This window comes from Aeromicrobium sp. SORGH_AS_0981 (assembly GCF_031453195.1).
In the GTDB taxonomy this organism is placed as follows: Bacteria; Actinomycetota; Actinomycetes; order Propionibacteriales; family Nocardioidaceae; genus Aeromicrobium.
Window position 1 is genome coordinate 2,030,299 of record NZ_JAVIZD010000001.1, and the last position, 19,018, is coordinate 2,049,316.

The 19,018-nt window shown below is 73.1% G+C and carries 20 protein-coding genes and 1 tRNA gene; 16 read left to right on the forward strand and 5 right to left on the reverse strand.

Annotation, left to right across the window (positions count from 1 at the left end; all coding sequences use genetic code 11):
• Nucleotides 1–103 precede the first annotated feature (103 nt).
• The 11 genes from QE370_RS10295 (at nucleotide 104) to QE370_RS10345 (ending at nucleotide 8,581) form a co-directional block, all read left to right on the forward strand.
• The gene (locus QE370_RS10295; protein WP_067859124.1) at nucleotides 104–952 is read left to right on the forward strand and encodes a ParA family protein; all 849 of its coding nucleotides are present in this window, start codon (nucleotides 104–106) and stop codon (nucleotides 950–952) included.
• Complete coding sequence (locus tag QE370_RS10300; RefSeq protein WP_253022837.1) at nucleotides 937–1,305, forward strand: hypothetical protein; 369 nt, start codon at nucleotides 937–939, stop codon at nucleotides 1,303–1,305. Before QE370_RS10295 ends, QE370_RS10300 begins: the two co-directional genes overlap by 16 nt.
• Nucleotides 1,302–2,162 carry a ScpA family protein gene (locus tag QE370_RS10305; RefSeq protein ID WP_253022835.1) on the forward strand — a complete coding sequence of 287 codons (861 nt, stop codon included), beginning with the start codon at nucleotides 1,302–1,304 and terminating at the stop codon, nucleotides 2,160–2,162. The genes QE370_RS10300 and QE370_RS10305 overlap by 4 nt, the downstream gene beginning before the upstream one ends.
• Nucleotides 2,155–2,979 (forward strand): SMC-Scp complex subunit ScpB, encoded by an 825-nt coding sequence (scpB, locus tag QE370_RS10310; protein WP_309634302.1) that lies wholly within the window; start codon nucleotides 2,155–2,157, stop codon nucleotides 2,977–2,979. Before QE370_RS10305 ends, scpB begins: the two co-directional genes overlap by 8 nt.
• Nucleotides 2,976–3,710, forward strand: coding sequence for a pseudouridine synthase (locus QE370_RS10315; protein WP_253022832.1), 735 nt, complete (start codon nucleotides 2,976–2,978; stop codon nucleotides 3,708–3,710). The genes scpB and QE370_RS10315 overlap by 4 nt, the downstream gene beginning before the upstream one ends.
• Nucleotides 3,707–4,759 carry a prephenate dehydrogenase gene (locus tag QE370_RS10320; protein ID WP_309634303.1) on the forward strand — a complete coding sequence of 351 codons (1,053 nt, stop codon included), beginning with the start codon at nucleotides 3,707–3,709 and terminating at the stop codon, nucleotides 4,757–4,759. The genes QE370_RS10315 and QE370_RS10320 overlap by 4 nt, the downstream gene beginning before the upstream one ends.
• A gap of 35 nt (nucleotides 4,760–4,794) precedes the next feature.
• Entirely contained in the window at nucleotides 4,795–5,466 is a 672-nt protein-coding gene (gene cmk, locus QE370_RS10325; protein ID WP_309634304.1) for a (d)CMP kinase, read from the forward strand.
• Complete coding sequence (locus tag QE370_RS10330; RefSeq protein WP_253022826.1) at nucleotides 5,463–6,185, forward strand: 1-acyl-sn-glycerol-3-phosphate acyltransferase; 723 nt, start codon at nucleotides 5,463–5,465, stop codon at nucleotides 6,183–6,185. The genes cmk and QE370_RS10330 overlap by 4 nt, the downstream gene beginning before the upstream one ends.
• Nucleotides 6,178–7,524, forward strand: coding sequence for a ribosome biogenesis GTPase Der (der, locus tag QE370_RS10335; protein WP_309634305.1), 1,347 nt, complete (start codon nucleotides 6,178–6,180; stop codon nucleotides 7,522–7,524). Before QE370_RS10330 ends, der begins: the two co-directional genes overlap by 8 nt.
• Nucleotides 7,525–7,635: 111 nt before the next feature.
• A complete protein-coding gene (locus QE370_RS10340) occupies nucleotides 7,636–8,457 on the forward strand; it encodes a pseudouridine synthase (RefSeq protein WP_309635254.1) in 822 nt (273 codons plus the stop codon).
• A 50-nt stretch (nucleotides 8,458–8,507) separates the two neighbouring features.
• Nucleotides 8,508–8,581 (forward strand) — tRNA-Pro (locus QE370_RS10345).
• A gap of 165 nt (nucleotides 8,582–8,746) precedes the next feature.
• Here QE370_RS10345 and QE370_RS10350 read toward each other — a convergent pair.
• Nucleotides 8,747–9,415 (reverse strand): dimethylsulfonioproprionate lyase family protein, encoded by a 669-nt coding sequence (locus tag QE370_RS10350; protein ID WP_309634306.1) that lies wholly within the window; start codon nucleotides 9,413–9,415, stop codon nucleotides 8,747–8,749.
• A 526-nt stretch (nucleotides 9,416–9,941) separates the two neighbouring features.
• On the opposite strand from QE370_RS10350, the gene QE370_RS10355 reads away from it, so the two are divergent.
• Nucleotides 9,942–10,481 (forward strand): hypothetical protein, encoded by a 540-nt coding sequence (locus QE370_RS10355; RefSeq protein ID WP_309634307.1) that lies wholly within the window; start codon nucleotides 9,942–9,944, stop codon nucleotides 10,479–10,481.
• 95 nt (nucleotides 10,482–10,576) lie between these two features.
• Here QE370_RS10355 and QE370_RS10360 read toward each other — a convergent pair whose 3' ends face one another.
• From QE370_RS10360 to QE370_RS10375, 4 genes are all read right to left on the reverse strand, one after another.
• A complete protein-coding gene (locus QE370_RS10360; protein ID WP_309634308.1) occupies nucleotides 10,577–11,200 on the reverse strand; it encodes a TetR/AcrR family transcriptional regulator in 624 nt (207 codons plus the stop codon).
• A 3-nt stretch (nucleotides 11,201–11,203) separates the two neighbouring features.
• Nucleotides 11,204–11,608, reverse strand: coding sequence for a hypothetical protein (locus tag QE370_RS10365; protein WP_309634309.1), 405 nt, complete (start codon nucleotides 11,606–11,608; stop codon nucleotides 11,204–11,206).
• Nucleotides 11,609–11,657: 49 nt separating this feature from the next.
• Nucleotides 11,658–12,350, reverse strand: coding sequence for an NADPH-dependent F420 reductase (locus QE370_RS10370; RefSeq protein ID WP_253022768.1), 693 nt, complete (start codon nucleotides 12,348–12,350; stop codon nucleotides 11,658–11,660).
• A gap of 93 nt (nucleotides 12,351–12,443) precedes the next feature.
• Nucleotides 12,444–13,442: an MsnO8 family LLM class oxidoreductase gene (locus tag QE370_RS10375; protein ID WP_309634310.1), complete on the reverse strand. Its 999-nt coding sequence runs from the start codon at nucleotides 13,440–13,442 to the stop codon at nucleotides 12,444–12,446.
• 619 nt (nucleotides 13,443–14,061) lie between these two features.
• On the opposite strand from QE370_RS10375, the gene QE370_RS10380 reads away from it, so the two are divergent.
• The 4 genes from QE370_RS10380 (at nucleotide 14,062) to QE370_RS10395 (ending at nucleotide 18,973) form a co-directional block, all read left to right on the forward strand.
• On the forward strand, nucleotides 14,062–14,277 hold the full coding sequence (locus QE370_RS10380) for a hypothetical protein (protein ID WP_309634311.1): 216 nt from the start codon (nucleotides 14,062–14,064) through the stop codon (nucleotides 14,275–14,277).
• A 116-nt stretch (nucleotides 14,278–14,393) separates the two neighbouring features.
• Complete coding sequence (locus QE370_RS10385) at nucleotides 14,394–16,034, forward strand: alkaline phosphatase D family protein (RefSeq protein WP_309634312.1); 1,641 nt, start codon at nucleotides 14,394–14,396, stop codon at nucleotides 16,032–16,034.
• Nucleotides 16,035–16,187: 153 nt separating this feature from the next.
• The gene (gene tig / locus QE370_RS10390) at nucleotides 16,188–17,561 is read left to right on the forward strand and encodes a trigger factor (protein ID WP_253022759.1); all 1,374 of its coding nucleotides are present in this window, start codon (nucleotides 16,188–16,190) and stop codon (nucleotides 17,559–17,561) included.
• 155 nt (nucleotides 17,562–17,716) lie between these two features.
• Nucleotides 17,717–18,973 carry an alpha/beta hydrolase gene (locus tag QE370_RS10395; protein WP_253022757.1) on the forward strand — a complete coding sequence of 419 codons (1,257 nt, stop codon included), beginning with the start codon at nucleotides 17,717–17,719 and terminating at the stop codon, nucleotides 18,971–18,973.
• Nucleotides 18,974–19,018 lie beyond the last annotated feature (45 nt).

Below are 19,018 nucleotides of genomic sequence, written 5' to 3' on the forward strand. Positions count from 1 at the left end.
GCGGTCCCGACCGGCGGGGCCAGGCGCGCCGGGACGCCCGTCGAGCGCGGTACAGTGGCCCGACGATCGCCGGGCGGCGACCGGCCGCGGCGTAAGGAGACTGATGAGCGACGAACTCGGACCCACCGGACGCCCCGCGCCCGACTTCCCCGAGCCGTCACCGCGCCAGGGCGGCCGACCCGCGCAGATCATCGCGATGTGCAACCAGAAGGGCGGCGTCGGCAAGACGACGACCACCATCAACCTGGGTGCGGCGCTGGTCGAGGCGGGACGGCGGGTGCTGCTGCTCGACTTCGACCCGCAGGGCTCGCTGACGGTCGGGCTGGGCTTCAACGCCCACGACCTCGAGCAGTCGATCTACCACGTGCTGATGGACCGCGAGCTGACGCTCAAGGACATCGTCCTCGAGACGTCGGTGCCGGGCCTCGACCTCGTGCCCGCCAACATCGACCTCTCCGCTGCCGAGATGCGTCTCGTGACCGAGGTCGGCCGCGAGCAGGTGCTCGCCCGCGCGCTGCACCCCGTGCTGCACGACTACGACGTCGTGCTCATCGACTGCCAGCCGTCGCTGGGCCTGCTCACCGTGAACGCCCTGACGGCTGCCGACGGCGTGATCATCCCGCTGGAGTGCGAGTACTTCGCGCTGCGCGGCGTGGCGCTGCTCAAGGAGACGATCGAGAAGGTCCGCGACCGCACCAACTTCGACCTGCGCATCATCGGCCTGCTCGGCACGATGTACGACGGTCGCACGCTGCACGGCCGTGAGGTGCTGCAGACGCTGGTGCAGGGCTGGGGCGACCTCGTCTTCCACACCGTCATCCGACGCACCGTCAAGTTCTCCGACGCGACGGTCGCCGGCGTGCCGATCACCGAGTACGCCGCCAGCTCGCCGGGAGCCGACGCGTACCGCCAGCTCGCCCGGGAGGTGCTGCACCGATGCCCCGACGCGTGAGCATGCCCGGGGCGGACGAGCTGTTCCGTCCCACGGCGCCCTCCGCCCGCTCGCGCCGCCCCGCACCCGACCCGAGCGTCGAGCCGGACCAGGCCGAGCAGGAGCCCGCCGGGTCCGCTGCTCCCGCGGCACCCCGCGACAGCGGACGCATCAAGCACGACGAGAAGATGACGGTCTACGTCACGAGCGAGGAGCTGCTGGCGATCGAGCAGGCCCGGCTCCAGCTGCGCAGCAGCGTGCGGCGCAACGTCGACCGCGGACGCCTGGTGCGGGCCGCGATCGCCCTGGCGCTGGAGGACCTCGAGACCCGCGGCGACGACAGCGACCTCGCCCGGCGGCTCGGCTCGGCATGAGCCTGTCGGCCGACGACACGCAGGCCACGGAGGCGGACGGCTTCCGCGTCGACGTCGGGGTCTTCGACGGCCCCTTCGACCTCCTGCTGTCGCTCATCTCCAAGCACCAGCTCGACATCACCGAGGTGGCGCTGTCGACCGTGACGACGGAGTTCATCGCCTACGTCCGCGAGCTCGGTGGCGACCTGGAGCAGACGACGCAGTTCCTCGTCGTCGCCGCCACGCTCCTCGACCTCAAGACGGCCCGGCTGCTGCCGCAGGCCGACGTCGAGGACGAGGAGGACCTCGCCCTGCTGGAGGCGCGCGACCTGCTGTTCGCCCGGCTCATGCAGTACCGCGCCTTCAAGCAGGTGGCGAGCTTCCTCGCCGACCGCCTCGCGACGGAGGGGAAGCGCTACCCGCGCCAGGTGGGGCTCGAGCCGCGGTTCGCCGCGCTGCTGCCCGAGGTGGTCTTCTCGATCGGCCCCGACGAGCTGGCGGCGCTCGCCGCCCGGGCGCTGCAGCCGAGGCCCGAGCCCGTGCTGTCGCTCGCGCACCTGCACGCCCCGACCGTGAGCGTGCGGGAGCAGGCGCACCTCGTCGTCGACCGGCTGCGCCGCGAGCGCACCACCACCTTCCGCGCGCTGACCGCCGACGCTGACCTCATGACGACCGTGGCGCGCTTCCTCGCCCTGCTCGAGCTGTTCCGGGAGGGTGTCGTCGGCTTCGACCAGGCCAGCCCGCTCGGCGACCTGCACCTGCGCTGGACCGGCGGTGACGACGACGTCGACATCGACGTCGGCGACGAGTTCGACGGTCACACCGCCGACGACGGGATCACCCCCGCCCTGACCATCCCGGAGGACGACGATGCCTGACGCCACGCCCGACGCGAGCACCACCGAGGCGCCCGTCGACGAGACGGCACCCCCTGAACAGGAGACGGGCGGGCAGGAGACGGGCGACCAGGAAGGGCCCACTGACGGGTCGCTCCGTGGCCCGCACGAGCTGGAGCTCGAGCTGCTCGCGCTGCGGCCGGCGCTGGAGGCGGTGCTGATGGTCGCCGACCAGCCCCTCGACCACCTGACCCTCGCCCAGGCCGTGGGCCACCCGCCCGTGGAGGTGCAGGCCGCCCTCTCCGAGCTGGCGGCGGAGTACGCCGAGCAGGGACGCGGCTTCGAGCTGCGCCACGTCGGTGGCGGCTGGCGCTACTTCACGCGCGAGGCCTTCGCGCCGGCCGTCGAGCGGTTCGTGCTCGACGGGCAGCAGGCCCGGCTCACCCAGGCGGCGCTCGAGACGCTGGCCGTGGTCGCGTACCGCCAGCCCGTGAGCCGTTCGCGGATCTCGGCGATCCGCGGGGTCAACGTCGACGGCGTGGTGCGCACGCTGGTCACGCGCGGACTCCTGGAGGAGGCCGGCACCGACCCCGAGAGCGGGGCGCACCTGTACCGGACCAGCAGCTACTTCCTCGAGCGGATGGGGCTCGCGTCGCTCGCGGAGCTGCCCGACATCGCGCCCATGCTGCCGGACATCGAGGACATGGAGGACGACCTCGTGCCCCCGGGCGTCTCCGACGACGCGACGGCCGAGGTCGCCGACGGACTCGACACCGACGACCCAGGATCGTCCGCTACCGGCTCGTCCACCCCAGACTCGCCCACCCCGGGTCCGACCGAGGGGGAGGGGACCGCGTGAGCGACGCCGAAGGCATCCGCCTGCAGAAGGTGCTCGCCCAGGCCGGGGTCGGCAGCCGTCGCCGCTGCGAGGAGCTGATGGCGACCGGCCGGGTCGAGGTCAACGGCGAGGTCGTCACCCAGATGGGCATCCGGGTCGACCCGCACACCGACCTCGTGCGGGTCGACGGTCGGCGCATCCCGCCACCGTCGGACCACGCCTACCTCGTGCTCAACAAGCCGCGCGGTGTCGTGTCGTCGATGGCCGACGAGCAGGGTCGCCGCGACCTGACGGAGTTCGTGGCCGGACGCGACGAGCGCCTGTTCCACGTGGGCCGTCTCGACACCGACACCTCGGGCCTGCTGCTGCTCACCAACGACGGCGACCTCGCCCACCGGCTCGCGCACCCGTCGTACGAGTTCACCAAGACCTACGTCGCCCTCGTCGACGGTGCGGTCGGCGACGCGGTGGGCCGTCGGCTGCGCGACGGCATCGAGCTCGAGGACGGCCCGGCCGCCGTCGACCGTTTCGTCGTGAAGGACCGTTCCCGCGGTCGCTCGTTGGTCGAGCTCGACCTGCACATGGGGCGCAACCGGATCGTGCGACGCATGCTCGCTGCGGTCGGCCACCCGGTCGTGGAGCTGACACGCACGACCTTCGGCCCGATCCACCTCGGCGGCCTCGGGGTGGGACGCTCGCGCGAGCTGACCCGCGAGGAGCTGGGGGACCTGTTCGATAGCGTGTCCGCATGACGTCGCTGCCCCCGACCCTCGTCGTCGGGTGCGGCCTCATCGGCACCTCGGTGGCGCTCGCGCTGCGCGAGCACGGCATCGACGTCCACCTGAGCGACCGCGACCCCGAGCACGTCGCCGCCGCCGTCGAGCGGGGAGCGGGCAGCGCCGATCCGGTGCACGGCCCGGCGCTCGTCGTCGTCGCGGTGCCCCCACGGGCCACCGCCGCCGCGGTGCGGGAGGCGCTCGAGACCTACCCCGCCGCCGTCGTCACCGACGTCGCGAGCGTCAAGGGCAGCGTCGCGCGCGAGGTCGCCGGGGGAGCCGGCCTCGACCGCTACGTGGGCAGCCACCCGATGGCCGGGAGCGAGCGCTCCGGACCGCTGGCGGCCTCGGCGCGGCTGTTCGAGGGACGACCCTGGGTCATCACGCCCGCGGCCGGCGCCACCGACGCGGCCGTGCGGCTGGTCGAGGAGGTCGCCGTGATGCTGGGCGCCGTGCCCACCGTGATGGACGCCGACACGCACGACCGTGCCGTCGCGCTCGTGTCGCACGTGCCGCAGGTGCTGTCGACGCTGACCGCCGCACGCCTCGTGGACGCACCGCCCGCGCACCTCGCCCTCGCGGGCCAGGGGCTGCGCGACGTCACCAGGGTGGCCGGCAGCGACCCCGCGCTCTGGCGCGACATCATCACCACGAACGCCGCCGAGATCGGCGCCGTCCTCACGGCCGTGCGCGACGACCTCGACACCCTGATCGACGCGCTGCGCGACCGCGACGTGGTCGGCGGCGTGCTCGAGGCCGGTCGCGTCGGCACCCGAGCCATCCCCGGCAAGCACGGCGGCGAGCCCGTCGAGCTGGTCGTCGTCAACGTGCAGGTGCCCGACACCCCCGGGGCGCTGTCCCGGCTGTTCGCTCACGTGGGCGAGTCGGGCGTCAACATCGAGGACCTGCGCATCGACCACGAGCTCGGTCGCCCGGTGGGACTCGTCGAGATCGCGGTCGCCGCCGATCGTGCCGATGAGCTCGTCGCCCGGCTCACCGAACGCGCCTGGTCCGCCTACCGTTGATCCGTCCGTCCATCCCCTCCGAGGAGCCAGCACCTGTGAGCACCCCCTTCGTCGTCGCCGTCGACGGTCCGTCCGGATCGGGCAAGTCCAGCACCGCGCGGGGCGTGGCCACGCGCCTGTCGCTGGCCTACCTCGACACGGGCGCGATGTACCGCGCGGTCACGTGGGCGCTGCTGCAGCGTGGCACCGACCTCGGCGACCCCGCCGCCATCGCGCGTGACGCGGTCGACCTGCGGCTGGAGTCGGGCACCGACCCGCAGGCGCCCACCATCGCCGTCGACGGCACCGACGTCTCCGAGGCCGTCCGGGAGGACGACGTGAACGCGCACGTGAGCCCGGTGGCGGCAGTGCCGGAGGTGCGCAGCATGCTCGTCGACCAGCAGCGCGCGATCATCGCCGAGGCCGCGGACGGCATCGTCGTGGAGGGTCGCGACATCGGGTCGACGGTGGCCCCTGACGCCCCGGTGAAGGTGTTCCTCGTCGCCGACGCGCAGGCGCGTGCCGCACGTCGCGCCGCGGAGCGGGGCGGGGCCGACGAGGCCGCGACCGCCGCGTCGCTGGCCGCCCGCGACGCCATCGACTCCACCCGCGCCACGTCGCCGCTGACCCGCGCCGACGGCGCCGTGCAGATCGACGGCACCCACCTGACCCTCGACGAGGTCGTCGACGCGGTGGTGCAGCTGGTCGAGGAGGCCCGGACGACGTGACCGAGCCCCTGGTCGGCGCCGGAGCCCCGGCGTACGCGCCGCGTGCCCTGCCGGAGGCAGGACTGCGGTCGCTGCGCCCGGCCGTGCGCCGCTACGTCGACCGACAGTGGGACGTGCGTCAGCGCGGCGCGCACCACGTGCCCGTCGCGGGCCCGGTCATCCTCGCCAGCAACCACGTGGGGTGGCTCGACGGCCCGCTGCTCATCCTGTGCGCCCCGCGTCACGCGCACGCGCTCGTCAAGCGGGAGGCCTTCGAGGGTCGCACCGCCCGGGTCCTGCGCCTCGCCGGACAGATCCCGGTGCGGCGGGAGGAGCGCGACGTCGGTGCCCTGCGCACGGCGGCCGGTGCGCTCGCGGCCGGTCAGTGCGTCGTCGTGTACCCGGAGGGCCAGCGCGGCGCGGGTGACGTGCGGCGGACCAAGGACGGCGTCGCCTGGCTCGCGATGGTCTCCGGCGCGCCGGTCGTGCCGGTGGCGCTGTTCGGCACGCGGGCACCGGGCGGGCACCCGGAGAGCAGGCCCGCGCGGGGGGCGCGCATCGACGTCGTCTACGGTGAACCCTTACGGATCGCGCCCGTTCCGTGGCCCCGCACCCGGGCCCACGTGGCCGAGGTCGGGCGCCGGATCACCGATCACCTGCGGCACCACGTCGAGTGGGCCGCGGACACCGGGCACCTGCAGCTGCCCGGCCCCCTGCCCGAAGGAACTGCCGATGTCTGAGTCCACCGCGCCGCGCGGCGACGCGCCCCTGCCCGTCCTGGCGGTCATCGGACGGCCCAACGTCGGCAAGTCGACGCTCGTCAACCGCATCATCGGCCGCCGCGAGGCCGTCGTCGAGGACGTCCCCGGCGTCACCCGCGACCGCGTGCCCTACGACGCGGAGTGGAACGGCAAGGCCTTCACCGTGGTCGACACCGGCGGCTGGGACCCCGAGGCGCGCGGGCTCGCGGAGCGGATCGCCGCGCAGGCGGAGGTGGCCGTGCAGGCTGCCGACGCCGTCCTGTTCGTCGTCGACGCCACGGTCGGCATCACCGACGCCGACGAGGCGGTCGTGCGGATCCTGCGCGCGGCGAAGAAGCCCGTGGTCCTCGCGGCCAACAAGGTGGACGACCAGCGGGGCGAGCTCGAGGCGGCGTCGCTCTGGAACCTGGGGCTCGGCGAGCCGTACCCCGTCTCCGCGCTGCACGGTCGTGGCAGCGGCGACATGCTCGACGCCGTCCTCGCCGCGCTCCCCGACGCGCCCGAGGAGCGGGAGTCCGAGATCGGCGGTCCGCGCCGGGTCGCCATCGTCGGCAAGCCCAACGTGGGCAAGTCGAGCCTGCTGAACCAGCTCGCGGGGGAGTACCGGGTCGTCGTCGACGACGCGTCCGGCACGACCGTCGACCCCGTCGACGAGCTCGTGGAGCTGGGCGGACGCGAGTGGCGGTTCATCGACACCGCCGGCATCCGCCGCCGGGTCCGCGAGGCCTCGGGGCACGAGTACTACGCGAGCCTGCGCACGTCGACGGCCATCGAGAGGGCCGAGGTGGCCGTCGTCATCGTCGACGCGAGCATGCCGTTCACCGAGCAGGACATCCGCATCGTGTCCTCGGTCGCCGAGACGGGCCGCGCCCTCGTCGTCGCGTTCAACAAGTGGGACAAGGTCGACGAGGAGCGCCGCTACTACCTGGAGCGCGAGATCGAGCGCGAGCTCGTGCAGGTGCAGTGGGCGCCGCGCATCAACATCGCCGCCCGCACCGGCTGGCACGTCGACCGGCTCGTGCGCGCGCTCGACGCCGCCCTCGAGGGCTGGGAGACGCGCATCGGCACGGGCGCGCTGAACTCCTTCCTCGGTCGGCTCGTCGCCGAGCACCCGCACCCCGTGCGGGGCGGCAAGCAGGCCAAGATCCTCTTCGGCACGCAGGCCTCGACCGCTCCGCCGACGTTCATCCTCTTCACGTCGGGGAAGCTGGAGGCGGGCTACGTGCGCTTCGTCGAGCGTCGGCTGCGCGAGGAGTTCGGCTTCGTCGGCACGCCGATCCACATCCAGCAGCGTCCGCGCGAGAAGCGCAAGCGCTGACGGGACGGGCTCGTGCCGCCGCGTTCGCCCCTGCCGCCCCGCCACGGGCTCGGCGCCGCCTGGGTGCGCACGCCCGACCACGACCGCACCCGGCCGTCGCCCGCCCCGACCATGGGCGCGTGGCTGCGCCAGAAGCTGCCCGAGCGGGTCGGCGTCGAGGAGCTGCTCGCCGAGGGTCGGTTCGTGCTCGACGACGGGACGCCGCTCACGGGTGAGGAGCCCTACCGTCCGCACACGTTCGTGTGGTTCCACCGCGCGCTGCGTGACGAGCCGGAGGTCCCGGGCACGATCGACGTGCTGCACGAGGACGAGCGGCTGCTGGTGGTCGACAAGCCGCCGTTCCTGGCCACGATCCCGCGCGGACGGCACGTGCGCCAGAGCGTCACCGTGCGGCTGCGCGACAGCCTCGACCTGCCCGAGCTGACGCCCGCGCACCGTCTGGACCGCGTGACGTCGGGCGTGCTGGTGCTGGTGAAGGAACGGCGGTGGCGCGGCGCCTACCAGCAGCTGTTCGCCGAGCGCGCGATGCGCAAGACGTACCTGGCGCTCGCGCCGTTCGACCCGTCCCTGGAGCTGCCGAGGACCGTGCGCGACCACGTGCGCAAGGACCGGGGGACCCTGCGCGCCGAGGTCGTACCGGACGCCCCCGTGAACGCGGTGACGCACGTGGAGCTGCAGGAGGTCCGGGGCGACGAGGCCGTGTACCGGCTGCGCCCCGAGACCGGCCGCACCCACCAGCTGCGCCTGCACCTCTGGGGGCTCGGCGTGCCGATCGTCGGGGACCCGCTGTACCCCGACGTGCTCGACGTCGCGGTCGACGACATGACCACCCCGTTGCAGCTCCTGGCCCACGAGCTCGCCTTCACCGACCCCGTCGACGACGCTCCGCGTCGCTTCACGAGCCGCCGGACCCTGCCCCTCGCGAGCGCCTGAGGCCAGGTGGGGCCGCGGCGAGCGCGTACGGTAGGCTGGCTCAGGTTGTTCGGGCTGTAGCGCAGCTTGGTAGCGCACCTGACTGGGGGTCAGGGGGTCGCAGGTTCAAATCCTGTCAGCCCGACCGTGTGATGTCTCGGGACATCGGGAACCTCCGAACCCTCAGGGGTTCGGAGGTTCCATCGTTCTCTGGGCTGGTCGTCGTGCCCGGCATCGACGCCGAGGTCGTGCAGCGGCCTCCGTGAGGTGGCGAAGCGCGCGGGCGGGTCCACGCCGGTCCACCGCGGTGTCAGGGTCTGGTCGAGCGGCGACGCGGCGAGAAGCGCATCGCGGGATCGATCAGCCGATCAGCGGGACCCAGCCAGGAGTACGCCAGGAGGCAGGGGGACTGACGTCCGGTCGTGATGCGGTGCTCGTGGCCCGCCTCGTTGAGGATCAGGGACCCGGGTGCGTGCACGGCACCGTCGTTCTCCGACCACTCGCCGGCTATCGCCACGTACGACTCCTGGATGCCGCGGTGGTGGTGCTGCGGGTAGACGGCCTCGGGCGCGAACAGCACGAGCCCGAGGACGATGCGGTCGGTCACGACCGGCCCTCGCGGCCCGACGATCTCGCAGTACCCGTACTTCTTCGCCAGGCCGCGCGGCACCTTCTCGTAGCCGTGCTCCCAGGTCAGCCGACCGGAGATCCTGCGGATGGAGTCGCTGAGGGTGCTCAAGTCACCCCGGGACCCCAGGTCCAGCGCCCGCCCGAGGTGGTTCACGACGGGGAGCCACGCGGGTTCGCGGTCGATGACCTCCGGGTTGTCCTCGAAGACGTCGGCGATGGTCTCCCGCACGCGGCGCATGTGGCTGCGGATCGGACGGCTGCCGCCCGCGGACCCGAACCGGTAGAGGGCGTCGAAGTCGCCGATGGTGTAGAGGAGATCGGGATGATCGCGCAGGCGGGGACTGGACATACGTGTTCCTCCGGTCAGCCGAGACGGGGCACGACGGCGGTCCGTCTCGTCCTCATCTGCTGGATCACGATCCTCCGTGTGACCACGACGACTCCTCCGTTCCATCCCCGGGCGGTGCCCACCTGCGCCTGTGCTTCGGCCGGCGCACCGCCTCGGCCAGTCTGCACCGTGCGGGTCGGCCGATCAAACCAGGCCTCGCACGGCTCGCGGTCAGTCGTGCGAGGCCGCGACCTGGCCCCACGGGTCCGTGCTGCGTGGCACTGACGCGGCTCGCGGTCGCGCTCGCGAGCGTCTCGAGGCGGCCCGCTGTCCGATCTCACCGCTGTGCCGTGATGTCCCCGAGGCGCGACGCGGCGACACCTGCATCCTGACCGTGGACACCGGCGCGACGGGATGGCGTTACGGAGTTCCGGGCGCGACGCCACGGAGATCTTCCGGTCTGGAGGGAGCCGCGTCCGTGGCGGCGATGGTGAGACCACGCGGCCCGTCCGGGCCGCGTACCTCCACCTCGTGTACAGGAGTCATCATGACCGTTTCCCGTACGTTTGCGGTCGGCCTGGTCGCCGCCGTCCTCTGCTCGCTCGTCGGGACCGCCTCCGTGGCGAACGCCGCCGAGACGAAGACCGCCCAGGCGACGGCATCCGCAGCGCCGGCGCCCGTCCGGCATCCCGAGATCGTCGTCAGCGCGCAGACCGGCGTCGGCCAGCGCGACTTCGTCGTGCGCAACCAGGGCAACACGACGATCCCGGCCGGCACGCAGTTCACCTTCCACTCCAACCGCGCGGTCGGGATCGGGCTGTTCGGCGACCCGCAGATCCAGGAGGACTGGGCCATCGGTGTCCTCGGCTCGGGCTACGACGGCGATGTGTACCTCAAGGAGCCGCTGCTGCCCGGGCAGAGCAGGACCTTCCTGCTCTCGACGGTCGAGGTCTCGGCCTTCAGCCAGTGGAGCTTCGAGCTGTCCGACCCGCGGACGGCGGTGCTGGACACGAACTACGCCAACAACAAGGCCGGCATCCGCTGCGCCCTCGTCGTCCTGGGGCTGCCCGCCTGCAGCGTCTCCTGACCCCGAGACCCCTGTCGGCTGGCGAGGCTCCCGGACCACAGGGTCCGGGAGCCTCGTCATGTCCGTGGCGGGAAGGGGGCCTCGGCGAGAGCAGGTCAGTGCAGTGCCGCTCCGTGCAGGAACAGGTCGGCGACGCCGTCCGCGTAGGTCGGAGGATCGACGTCGGGGTGGGCCTGGAGGTGGGCGATCATGCCGTCGATCAGTGCCTGGTAGCTGGAGGCGAGCGTGCTGAGGTCGCCGGCGCGGATCGTGCCGTCGCGCTGCCCGCGGGCGAGCAGCGCGGCGTGGTCGGCGTGGACCTCCTCGTAGTCGAGCAGGGTGATGCGACGGCGCCCGTCGGGCGTCCGGAGGTTGTGCACGATCTCGTCGAGCGCCCGGAGCTCCCGCTGGTGCGTCCGGGTGAACAGCGCCGTACGGGCGAAGACCGCGCGGACCACCTCGGGCACCGGCGCGCCGAGGTCGACGTCGCAGACGAGTGCCGCCCGCAGGCGTCCGGCGAGGTGGGTGACCGCGTGCTGCATGACGTCGTCACGGTCGTCGAAGTAGTGCCACAGCAGCCCCTTCGACACGCCTGCCCGTCGCGTGATCTCGGTGAGCGTGGCGTTCGCGTAGCCGAGCTCAGCGACCACGGCCGTGGCAGCCTCGACGATCTCCTCGCGCCGTTCGGCGGGCGTCCGCCGGCGGCTGCGCGTCGGAGAGCTCTCTGAGGTGGGGGGCACGGGTCAAGGGTGGCGCACGGCCCACCGGACGACGTCGAGCGCCACGCCGAGCACGACGACCGCGGTGATGAGCATGTCCACACGCATCCAGAGCGGGAACGCCGGCAGCATGGCCTCGACCACGTTGACCAGGAAGAGCACGGCGGCGACGATCCCGACGGCCCGCACCGCTCCTCGGTCTCCCGCGCGCGCTCTACGCAGGCGCAGCGGCAGGACGACGGCGAACACTGCGACGACGACGGCGTGGCCCCATGCGTGCGCGGTGGCCTGTCCGGGCGCTGTCAGGCTCAGGACCACCAGCGCGGCGAGGGTCAGGACGACGATCCCGACGTACACCCGCACGAGGGCGGCGGCCAGTCTCAGTGCCCCGTGGCCCTGCGGCGTGGGGCGCGACAAGTTCTTGACCATGTGGTCAACATAAGCATTGTTGACCGCACGGTCAAGAGTGGTTGGCGGGTCACATGTCGCGGTAGCGCTGCGCCGCGTCGAGCTTCTCCTGCAGCAGCTCGGGCGTGACCTGGCGGCCCGACTCGGGCGTGAAGTCGGCGTCCGGCGTCTGGTAGAGGCCGGCGTACGCGGCGGTGTCGCGCTGGTAGCGCCAGCCCTCGGCGAGCGGGCCGACGTCGTGGGCGTCGTAGCCGATCGCGTCGAGGAACTCGGCGACGACCTGCTTGGCGTCGGCGTCGTCACCGGCGATCGCGAGCACCGACCGCTCGGGGTCGCCGTGGGGGCGAGCGAGGCGGGCGAGGTGCTCGAAGTAGATGTTGTTGAACGTCTTGACGACCTTCGACTCCGGCAGGTGCTCCTGCGTGAGCTCGCTGGTGGTCGTCGACTCGTCGTCGAGGCGTGCCACCTGCCCGTCGCGCTCGGGGTAGTAGTTGTTGGTGTCGATGACGACCTTGCCGCGCAGCGGGTCGACGGGGACGTCGGGGAGTGCCTTGAGCGGCACCGTCACGACCGCGAGGTCCGCTGCCTCCGCCGCCTCGGCCGGGGTCGCCGCGCGCGCCCGCGGACCGAGCTGCTCGACGAGGTCGCGCAAGGTGTCCGGTCCGCGCCGGTTGCTGAGCACGACGTCGTAGCCCGCGTCGACGGCCAGACGCGCGACCGTGCTGCCGATGTTTCCGCTGCCGATGAGTCCGATGGTGGTCATGGAGTCCTCAACGCAGCCACCGCGCTGGACCTTCCCGGCACGACCTCAGACCATCCCGACCTCAGACCAGCCCGACCTCAGACCAGCCCGACCTCAGACCAGCGCGCGCAGGGCGGCGTCGGCGGCGCGCAGGGCGTCGCGGTCCCACGTCGACGTCGACGCCAGCAGCTCGTCGGCGCCGGTGCGCTCCGCGAGCTCCTCGAGTGTCCGGCGGACCGTGCCGGCGTCCCCGGCGACGGCCTGCTCGAGCGACGCCTCGACCCTGCGGCGCACCTGCTCGGGCCACTCCTGCGCGCGGATGCCCGCGGGGGACTCCAAGGGCTCGAAGACGCCGGTGCGCCGGGACTGCGCCATCGCCCACGCCTCCGGGAGCGCGAGCTCGCGGGCGGTCGCGACGTCGTCGGCGACGAGCACGTCGAGCGAGACCAGCACCTGCGGCGCGGCGGCGTCGGGCGAGGGTCGGAAGTCGCGGCGGTACGCGGCCAGCGCCGACGGCAGGGCGTCGGACCACAGCGCCGGCCCGCCGACGACGACCGGCAGACCCAGCTCGGCCGCCAGGGTCACGCCGCGTCCCGTGGCCAGCAGGTACACCGGCACCAGGCCACCCGCGGGACGCACGGTCACCGCCCCGCGACCAGCCAGCAGGTCGCGCAGCTCGCGGACGTCGTCGGCGAACCGGTCGGTGGCGTCGGAGGTCTCCCGCAGCGCCTCGCGCACGGGCGCGGTGAACCCCGACGACCGGCCGAGCCCGACGTCGACGCGGCCCGGATGCAGCGCCTCGAGCATGCGTACCTGCTCCGCGACGACGATCGGCTGGTGGTGGGGGAGCATGATGCCGCCGGAGCCGATCCGGATGCGCGACGTCGCCGCACCCACGGCGGCCATCAGCACCGGGGGCGCGCCGCTGGCGATGCCGGGCACGGCGTGGTGCTCCGCCACCCAGAACCGGTCGTAGCCGAGCTCCTCCGCCCAGACGGCACGCGCGACGCTCCCCGTGAGCCCCTCGGCGTCGGGGTGTCCGGCGCGGGTGCGGGAACGGTCGAGCAGGGAGAGCCTCACCTCCGGCTCAACGCCGAGGACCGGTCGCGTCATCCCGCCGGACCGTCGGCGCAGGCCTGACCCCGAGGGTGAACCGTCGGTGAACGCTCCGGCGTTCGCGTGCCCGACGGACCGGGCTCGTCCTAGCGTGACCGGCACGTCGGACCCAGGCCGGCGCTCGACGACAGGAGCACCATGCGGAACCCCGTCGGCGTGCTGCTGCTCGCCGTCCTGCTCGTGCCGGCCGCCTGCGCAGCACCACCGGTCGGGAACGCCGGCCCGGGCGTCCAGGCCGGTGCGGACGGCACGGTGGACGAGGCGGCCTCCGCCTCCGCCTCCGCCCCTGCCCCCGCCCCTGCCGACCAGGGCACGGCAGGGTCGTCGCAGGCCGCCCCGTCCGCCCTCCCGACGACGCAGGCCCCCGCCGCGGCGGCGCGTTGTCGTGCGAGCCAGCTCGGGCAGGTCCGGCGGGCCAAAGGGCAGGACGTTCGGGGGCCCGGTCGTCTCGGCCGACGTCGTCCTGACGAACGTCTCCGACTCCGCATGCTTCGTCTCCGGGTGGGTCGGTCTCGTGTTCGTCGGCAGCACGACCCGCACGGCGTGCGTGGCAGGGCAGCCCCAGGACGGGTGCGGCGAGCTGGTCGACACGACGTCGACTGTGCGGGGGCCCCGCGTGCAGCACCTCGCCGGGTCGAGCGACGCGGTCGTCGTCGAGCCAGGGGCCGACGTCGCCTTCAGCATGGTCTTCGGCACCGACGACTGCTTCGAGCAGCCCTACCGCGTGCGCATCCGGATCCCGCAGAGCGACGGCGACCTCACGCTGGAGGATCCCGCGATCTGCCTCAGCCGGGACTTCTCCGTCACGCCCCTCGGCAGCACGGCCGGGTAGCCGCGGCGCAGCGCGTCAGGAAGCCGGTGCGACCCGTCGGCAGCCGTTCCCCGACCGACTCCTGACGTTCACCCCGACCTCGCCGTCCCGTACCCCGACCCTGTCTGACTGGCCGGGTGAGGACCGGGACGCCCCGAGCACCCCTGACCCGCCGCGACGTGGTCGTGAGCGGCGTCGGCTTCACCGTCGGCGCCGGCGCCGTCGTCGCGACCCTGCGTCCGTCACCTGCCCCCGCCAGCCGCCACCGTCACTTCCAGCACGGTGCGGCGTCGGGCGACCCGGTCGCCGACGGCGTGGTGCTCTGGACGCGGGTGACGCCGACGCCCGACGCCCGTCCGGGATCGGGACGCGGAGCCCCGACCGAGGTCGACTGGGAGGTCGCCGCCGACGAGGACTTCGCCGACGTCGTCGCCGCCGGCGTGGCGCGCACCGACGCCCGCCGCGACCACACCGTCAAGCTCGACGTCCGCGCCCTGCAGCCCGCGACGACCTACTGGTACCGCTTCCGGCACGGACCCGACACCGTCGGCGGCCGCACGCGCACGGCGCCGGCCGAGGACGACGACGTGCAGCGGCTGCGGCTCGGCGTCGTCTGCTGCGCCAACTGGCAGGCCGGCTACTTCGCCGCCTACCGGCACCTGCTCGACCACGACCTCGACGCCGTCGTCCACCTCGGCGACTACCTGTACGAGTACCAGCCGGGCAAGTACTCCCACGGACCCGACTGGACCGACGTGCGACGTCACGACCCGCCGCACGAGACCGTGTCGCTCGAGGACTACCGACGTCGGCACGCGCAGTACAAGACCGACCCCGACCTGCAGCGTCTGCATGCCGCGCTGCCGATGGTCGCCACGTGGGACGACCACGAGATCGCCGACGGCTGGTACCCCGGCGGGGCCTTCGAGCACCAGCGCTTCACCGAGGGGCCCTGGGACCGCCGCAAGCGCGCCGCGATGCGGGCGTACGACGAGTGGATGCCGGTCCGCCTCGGCGGCACCGCCCGCGTGGGTGACGGCACCCGCATCTACCGGCGGTTCCGGTTCGGCCGGCTGGCGGACCTCTCGATGCTCGACCTGCGCGGCTACCGCGACGAGCGCGTCGAGGCCGACGACCCGCGTCTGGACGACGCCGCCCGCTCCCTCACCGGAGCCGACCAGGAGGCGTGGCTGGTGGAGGGACTCGCCACGCCCGGTGCCCGGTGGCGGCTCGTCGGGAACCCCGTGATGGTCGCGCCGATGCTGATGCCGCCGCGTCCGCGCGGCCAGGAGCTCGCCCTGCGTCGCACCACCGACCCGATGACCTGGGGGCCCGCGGAACCGAACACCGACACGTGGGACGGCTACCCCGTGGAGCGCCGACGGGTGCTCGAGCGGATCAAAGAGGCGGGCGTCGACGACGTCGTCTTCCTCAGCGGCGACGTGCACACCGCCTGGGCCAACGAGGTCGAGCTCGACGGTGTGTCCGTCGCGACCGAGCTCGTGTGCAGCTCCGTCACCAGCAACAACGTCGACGACTTCATGGGCACCCGGCCGCGCACCGTCTCGCTGGCGATGGAGGAGGCGATCGTGCGCCTCAACCCGCACGTGCGCTTCGTCAACCTCGACGACCACGGCTACAGCGTGCTCGAGCTGACGCCCGGCGAGGCGCGGATGGAGTGGCACGCGGTCAGCGACCGCACCGACCCCGAGGCGTCCTCGCGGCTCCTCGCGACCCGCCGCGTCCCGGCCGGCACGAACCGCGTCCTGCCCACCTGACCGTGCTGGTTCGCCTGCACCAGGGGCAGCGTGAGAGACTGCACGGAGGTCCTGCCGCGGGCTGCTGAGCCCGCGCGACCTCCCGCGTCCGCGCCACGTCCCGAGCGGTTGCGGCACGCACCCCGACCACCACCACCGCAGGAGCAGCACGACGTGAAGAGCACCACCGAGACCCTGAGCCCCACGCGGGTCAAGCTCACCATCGAGGTGCCGTTCGAGGAGTTCAAGCCGAGCCTCGACAAGGCGTACAAGACGATCGGTTCGCAGATCACCATCCCCGGCTTCCGCAAGGGGAAGGTGCCGGCCGCCATCGTCGACCAGCGCATCGGCCGCAGCGCCGTGCTGGACGAGGCCATCAACGGCGCCCTGCCCGGCTGGTACAACGAGGCCCTGCAGCAGGCGGAGATCCAGCCGCTGAGCCAGCCCGACATCGACCTCACCAAGTTCGTCGACGGCGAGGACATCGAGATCACCGCCGAGCTCGACGTGCGTCCCACGATCGAGCTGCCCGACCTCGCCAGCGTCGAGGTGCAGGTCGCCGACGCCGAGGTCACCGACGCCGACGTCGACGAGCAGATCGACGCCCTGCGCGACCGCTTCGCCGTCACCACCGACGTCGACCGCGCGGCCGCCGACGGCGACGCCGTCACCATCGACCTCGTCGCGCGCGACAAGGACGGCGCCGACATCGAGGGTGCCGACGCCAAGGGCCTGCCCTACACGATCGGGTCCGGCACCCTGCTCGACGGCCTCGACGAGGCGCTCATCGGCCTCGAGAAGGGCGCGACGACCACGTTCGCGACCGAGCTGGTCGGCGGCGAGCTCAAGGGCACGCCCGTCGACGTCACCGTGACCCTCAACGAGGTCAAGGAGCGCCAGGTCGCCGAGCTCGACGAGGAGTTCGTCCAGACCGCCTCGGAGTTCGACACCGTCGAGGAGCTCAAGGCCGACGTGCGCGAGCGGCTCGTCCGCGGCAAGCGCATGGAGCAGGCCGCCGAGGCCCGCGACCTCGTCCTCGACGAGATCGTCGGCAAGGTCGAGGCGCCGCTGCCCGACGCCGTCGTCGCCGAGGAGCTGCAGGGTCGCCGCGAGCAGATCCAGCAGCAGCTGTCCTACGCCGGCATCCCGTTCGAGACCTACCTCGAGGACGAGGGCCAGACCGAGGAGGAGTTCGAGGCCGAGCTCGAGCGCCGCGTGCGCGACTCCATCGTCGCCCAGTTCGTGCTCGACCAGGTGGTCGCCGACAACGAGATCGGCATCCAGGACGACGAGCTGAGCCAGCACATCTTCCGCCGGGCGCAGGAGTCGGGCCAGGACCCGAACTCCTACATCCAGCACATCATGGAGCACAACCACGTGCCCGAGATGGTGAGCGAGGTGCTGCGCGGCAAGGCGCTCGCCGAGCTGATGCAGCAGGCCACCGTCAAGGACGCGTCGGGCACGGTGCTCGAGCTCGGCAAGCTGCGCGCCGACGGCTCGCTCGCCGACGACGAGGAGTCCGACGAGGCTGGCGCCGCCCAGGCCTGACCCGACCCGTCACCGACGGCCCGACACCCGCACGGGTGTCGGGCCGTCGTGCGTCGCGGCGCGCCGGGAGTCGTGCGAGGCGTGAGGCTGTGCGAACGCTGAGAACCTCGCCACGTGCGGTTCACATCGCGCTCGGATACCGGCAGTATGTAGGCATGCCCGGCTCACCCGCACGCACCACCGACGTGGCCGCGCTCGCGCTCGACCACCTCGACCGGCTGGTGGTCGGCACGGTGCGCGAGGTGCACGAGGCCGTGGCAGCGCGGGCCTTCCGCGCCACCCGTCTGGTCGGCGGTCGTGTGCCCGAGTCGCTGCACGACGCCGTCGTCACCTCGGTCTACGGCGCGGTCTCCGGCGTCCTGCGGGTCGGGAGCGGCTCGGTCCGCGCCCTGTCGGCCCGGGGGATCGGCGCACCGGTCGAGTCGACGCGCCTCGGCCGCAGCGTCGTGGCCGCCGTCAACGGCCTGATCGGCGACGAGCTGCGCCTGCTGGACGACCCGCAGGCGATCGTCATGTCGGTGCGGGTCGACGGCGAGGACCTCCCGCCCACCGGCTGGCAGGTGGCCGAGGCCTTCCGCGACGCCGGCAGCCACCTGGTCGTCTTCCTGCACGGCCTCTGCGAGGACGACGAGTCGTGGACGCTCGGCTCCAAGGTGTCGGGCACCTCCTACGCGACGCGGATCGCGAGCGAGACCGACGCGACACCCGTGATGATCCGCTACAACACGGGGCTGCACATCTCCGAGAACGGCAAGCACCTCGACGCGCTCCTCACCCAGCTCGTCGACGTGTGGCCGACCCCCGTCTCCCGCATCACCCTCGTCGGTCACTCGATGGGCGGTCTCGTCGTGCGCGCCGCCACCAACCACGCGACCGCCGGCGGCAAGACGTGGCAGCACCTCGTGCGCGACGTCGTGTGCCTGGGGACGCCGCACGCCGGAGCGAACCTGGAGAAGGTCGCGCACCTCGGCTCCTCCGTGCTGCGCTTCCTGCCCGAGTCGCGGCCCTTCAGCACCATCCTCGACACCCGCTCTGCCGGCATCGTCGACCTGCGGCACGGCTACATCTCGGCCGACGAGTGGGAGGGCCAGGACCTCACCCGTGCGTGGGGCCTCGACCGGATCGCCGCCGCGCCGCTCCCGCACGCCGAGTACCACTTCGTCGCCGGCACGCTCGGCGCGTCGCAGCGCCACCCGCTCAGCACCGTCCTCGGCGACCTGCTCGTGCACTTCTCGTCCGCGACCGGCGTCGGGCGTACCGGCCCGGTGGTCGAGGGTGCCCGCTTCGAGTACGTGCCGAGCGCCCACCACTTCGCCCTGCTCAACCACCCGACGGTCGCCGACTGGCTCGTCGAGTGGGTGCGCGCGGCGCACCGTCCCGTCCGGGCGCTGAGCGCGTCCGGCCAGGACTGAGCCCGTCCCACCCCGCCCCGTACCGTCCCCGACACCCTGGGAGTC

What these genes read in the sequence shown, in the direction of transcription:
- QE370_RS10295 (WP_067859124.1), top strand. Translation starts at nt 104, where the DNA reads ATGAGCGACGAACTCGGACCCACCGGACGCCCCGCGCCCGACTTCCCC.
- QE370_RS10300 (WP_253022837.1), top strand. Translation starts at nt 937, where the DNA reads ATGCCCCGACGCGTGAGCATGCCCGGGGCGGACGAGCTGTTCCGTCCC.
- QE370_RS10305 (WP_253022835.1), top strand. Translation starts at nt 1,302, where the DNA reads ATGAGCCTGTCGGCCGACGACACGCAGGCCACGGAGGCGGACGGCTTC.
- scpB (WP_309634302.1), top strand. Translation starts at nt 2,155, where the DNA reads ATGCCTGACGCCACGCCCGACGCGAGCACCACCGAGGCGCCCGTCGAC.
- QE370_RS10320 (WP_309634303.1), top strand. Translation starts at nt 3,707, where the DNA reads ATGACGTCGCTGCCCCCGACCCTCGTCGTCGGGTGCGGCCTCATCGGC.
- der (WP_309634305.1), top strand. Translation starts at nt 6,178, where the DNA reads ATGTCTGAGTCCACCGCGCCGCGCGGCGACGCGCCCCTGCCCGTCCTG.
- QE370_RS10340 (WP_309635254.1), top strand. Translation starts at nt 7,636, where the DNA reads ATGGGCGCGTGGCTGCGCCAGAAGCTGCCCGAGCGGGTCGGCGTCGAG.
- QE370_RS10350 (WP_309634306.1), bottom strand. Translation starts at nt 9,415, where the DNA reads ATGTCCAGTCCCCGCCTGCGCGATCATCCCGATCTCCTCTACACCATC.
- QE370_RS10355 (WP_309634307.1), top strand. Translation starts at nt 9,942, where the DNA reads ATGACCGTTTCCCGTACGTTTGCGGTCGGCCTGGTCGCCGCCGTCCTC.
- QE370_RS10365 (WP_309634309.1), bottom strand. Translation starts at nt 11,608, where the DNA reads ATGGTCAAGAACTTGTCGCGCCCCACGCCGCAGGGCCACGGGGCACTG.
- QE370_RS10370 (WP_253022768.1), bottom strand. Translation starts at nt 12,350, where the DNA reads ATGACCACCATCGGACTCATCGGCAGCGGAAACATCGGCAGCACGGTC.
- QE370_RS10375 (WP_309634310.1), bottom strand. Translation starts at nt 13,442, where the DNA reads ATGACGCGACCGGTCCTCGGCGTTGAGCCGGAGGTGAGGCTCTCCCTG.
- QE370_RS10395 (WP_253022757.1), top strand. Translation starts at nt 17,717, where the DNA reads ATGCCCGGCTCACCCGCACGCACCACCGACGTGGCCGCGCTCGCGCTC.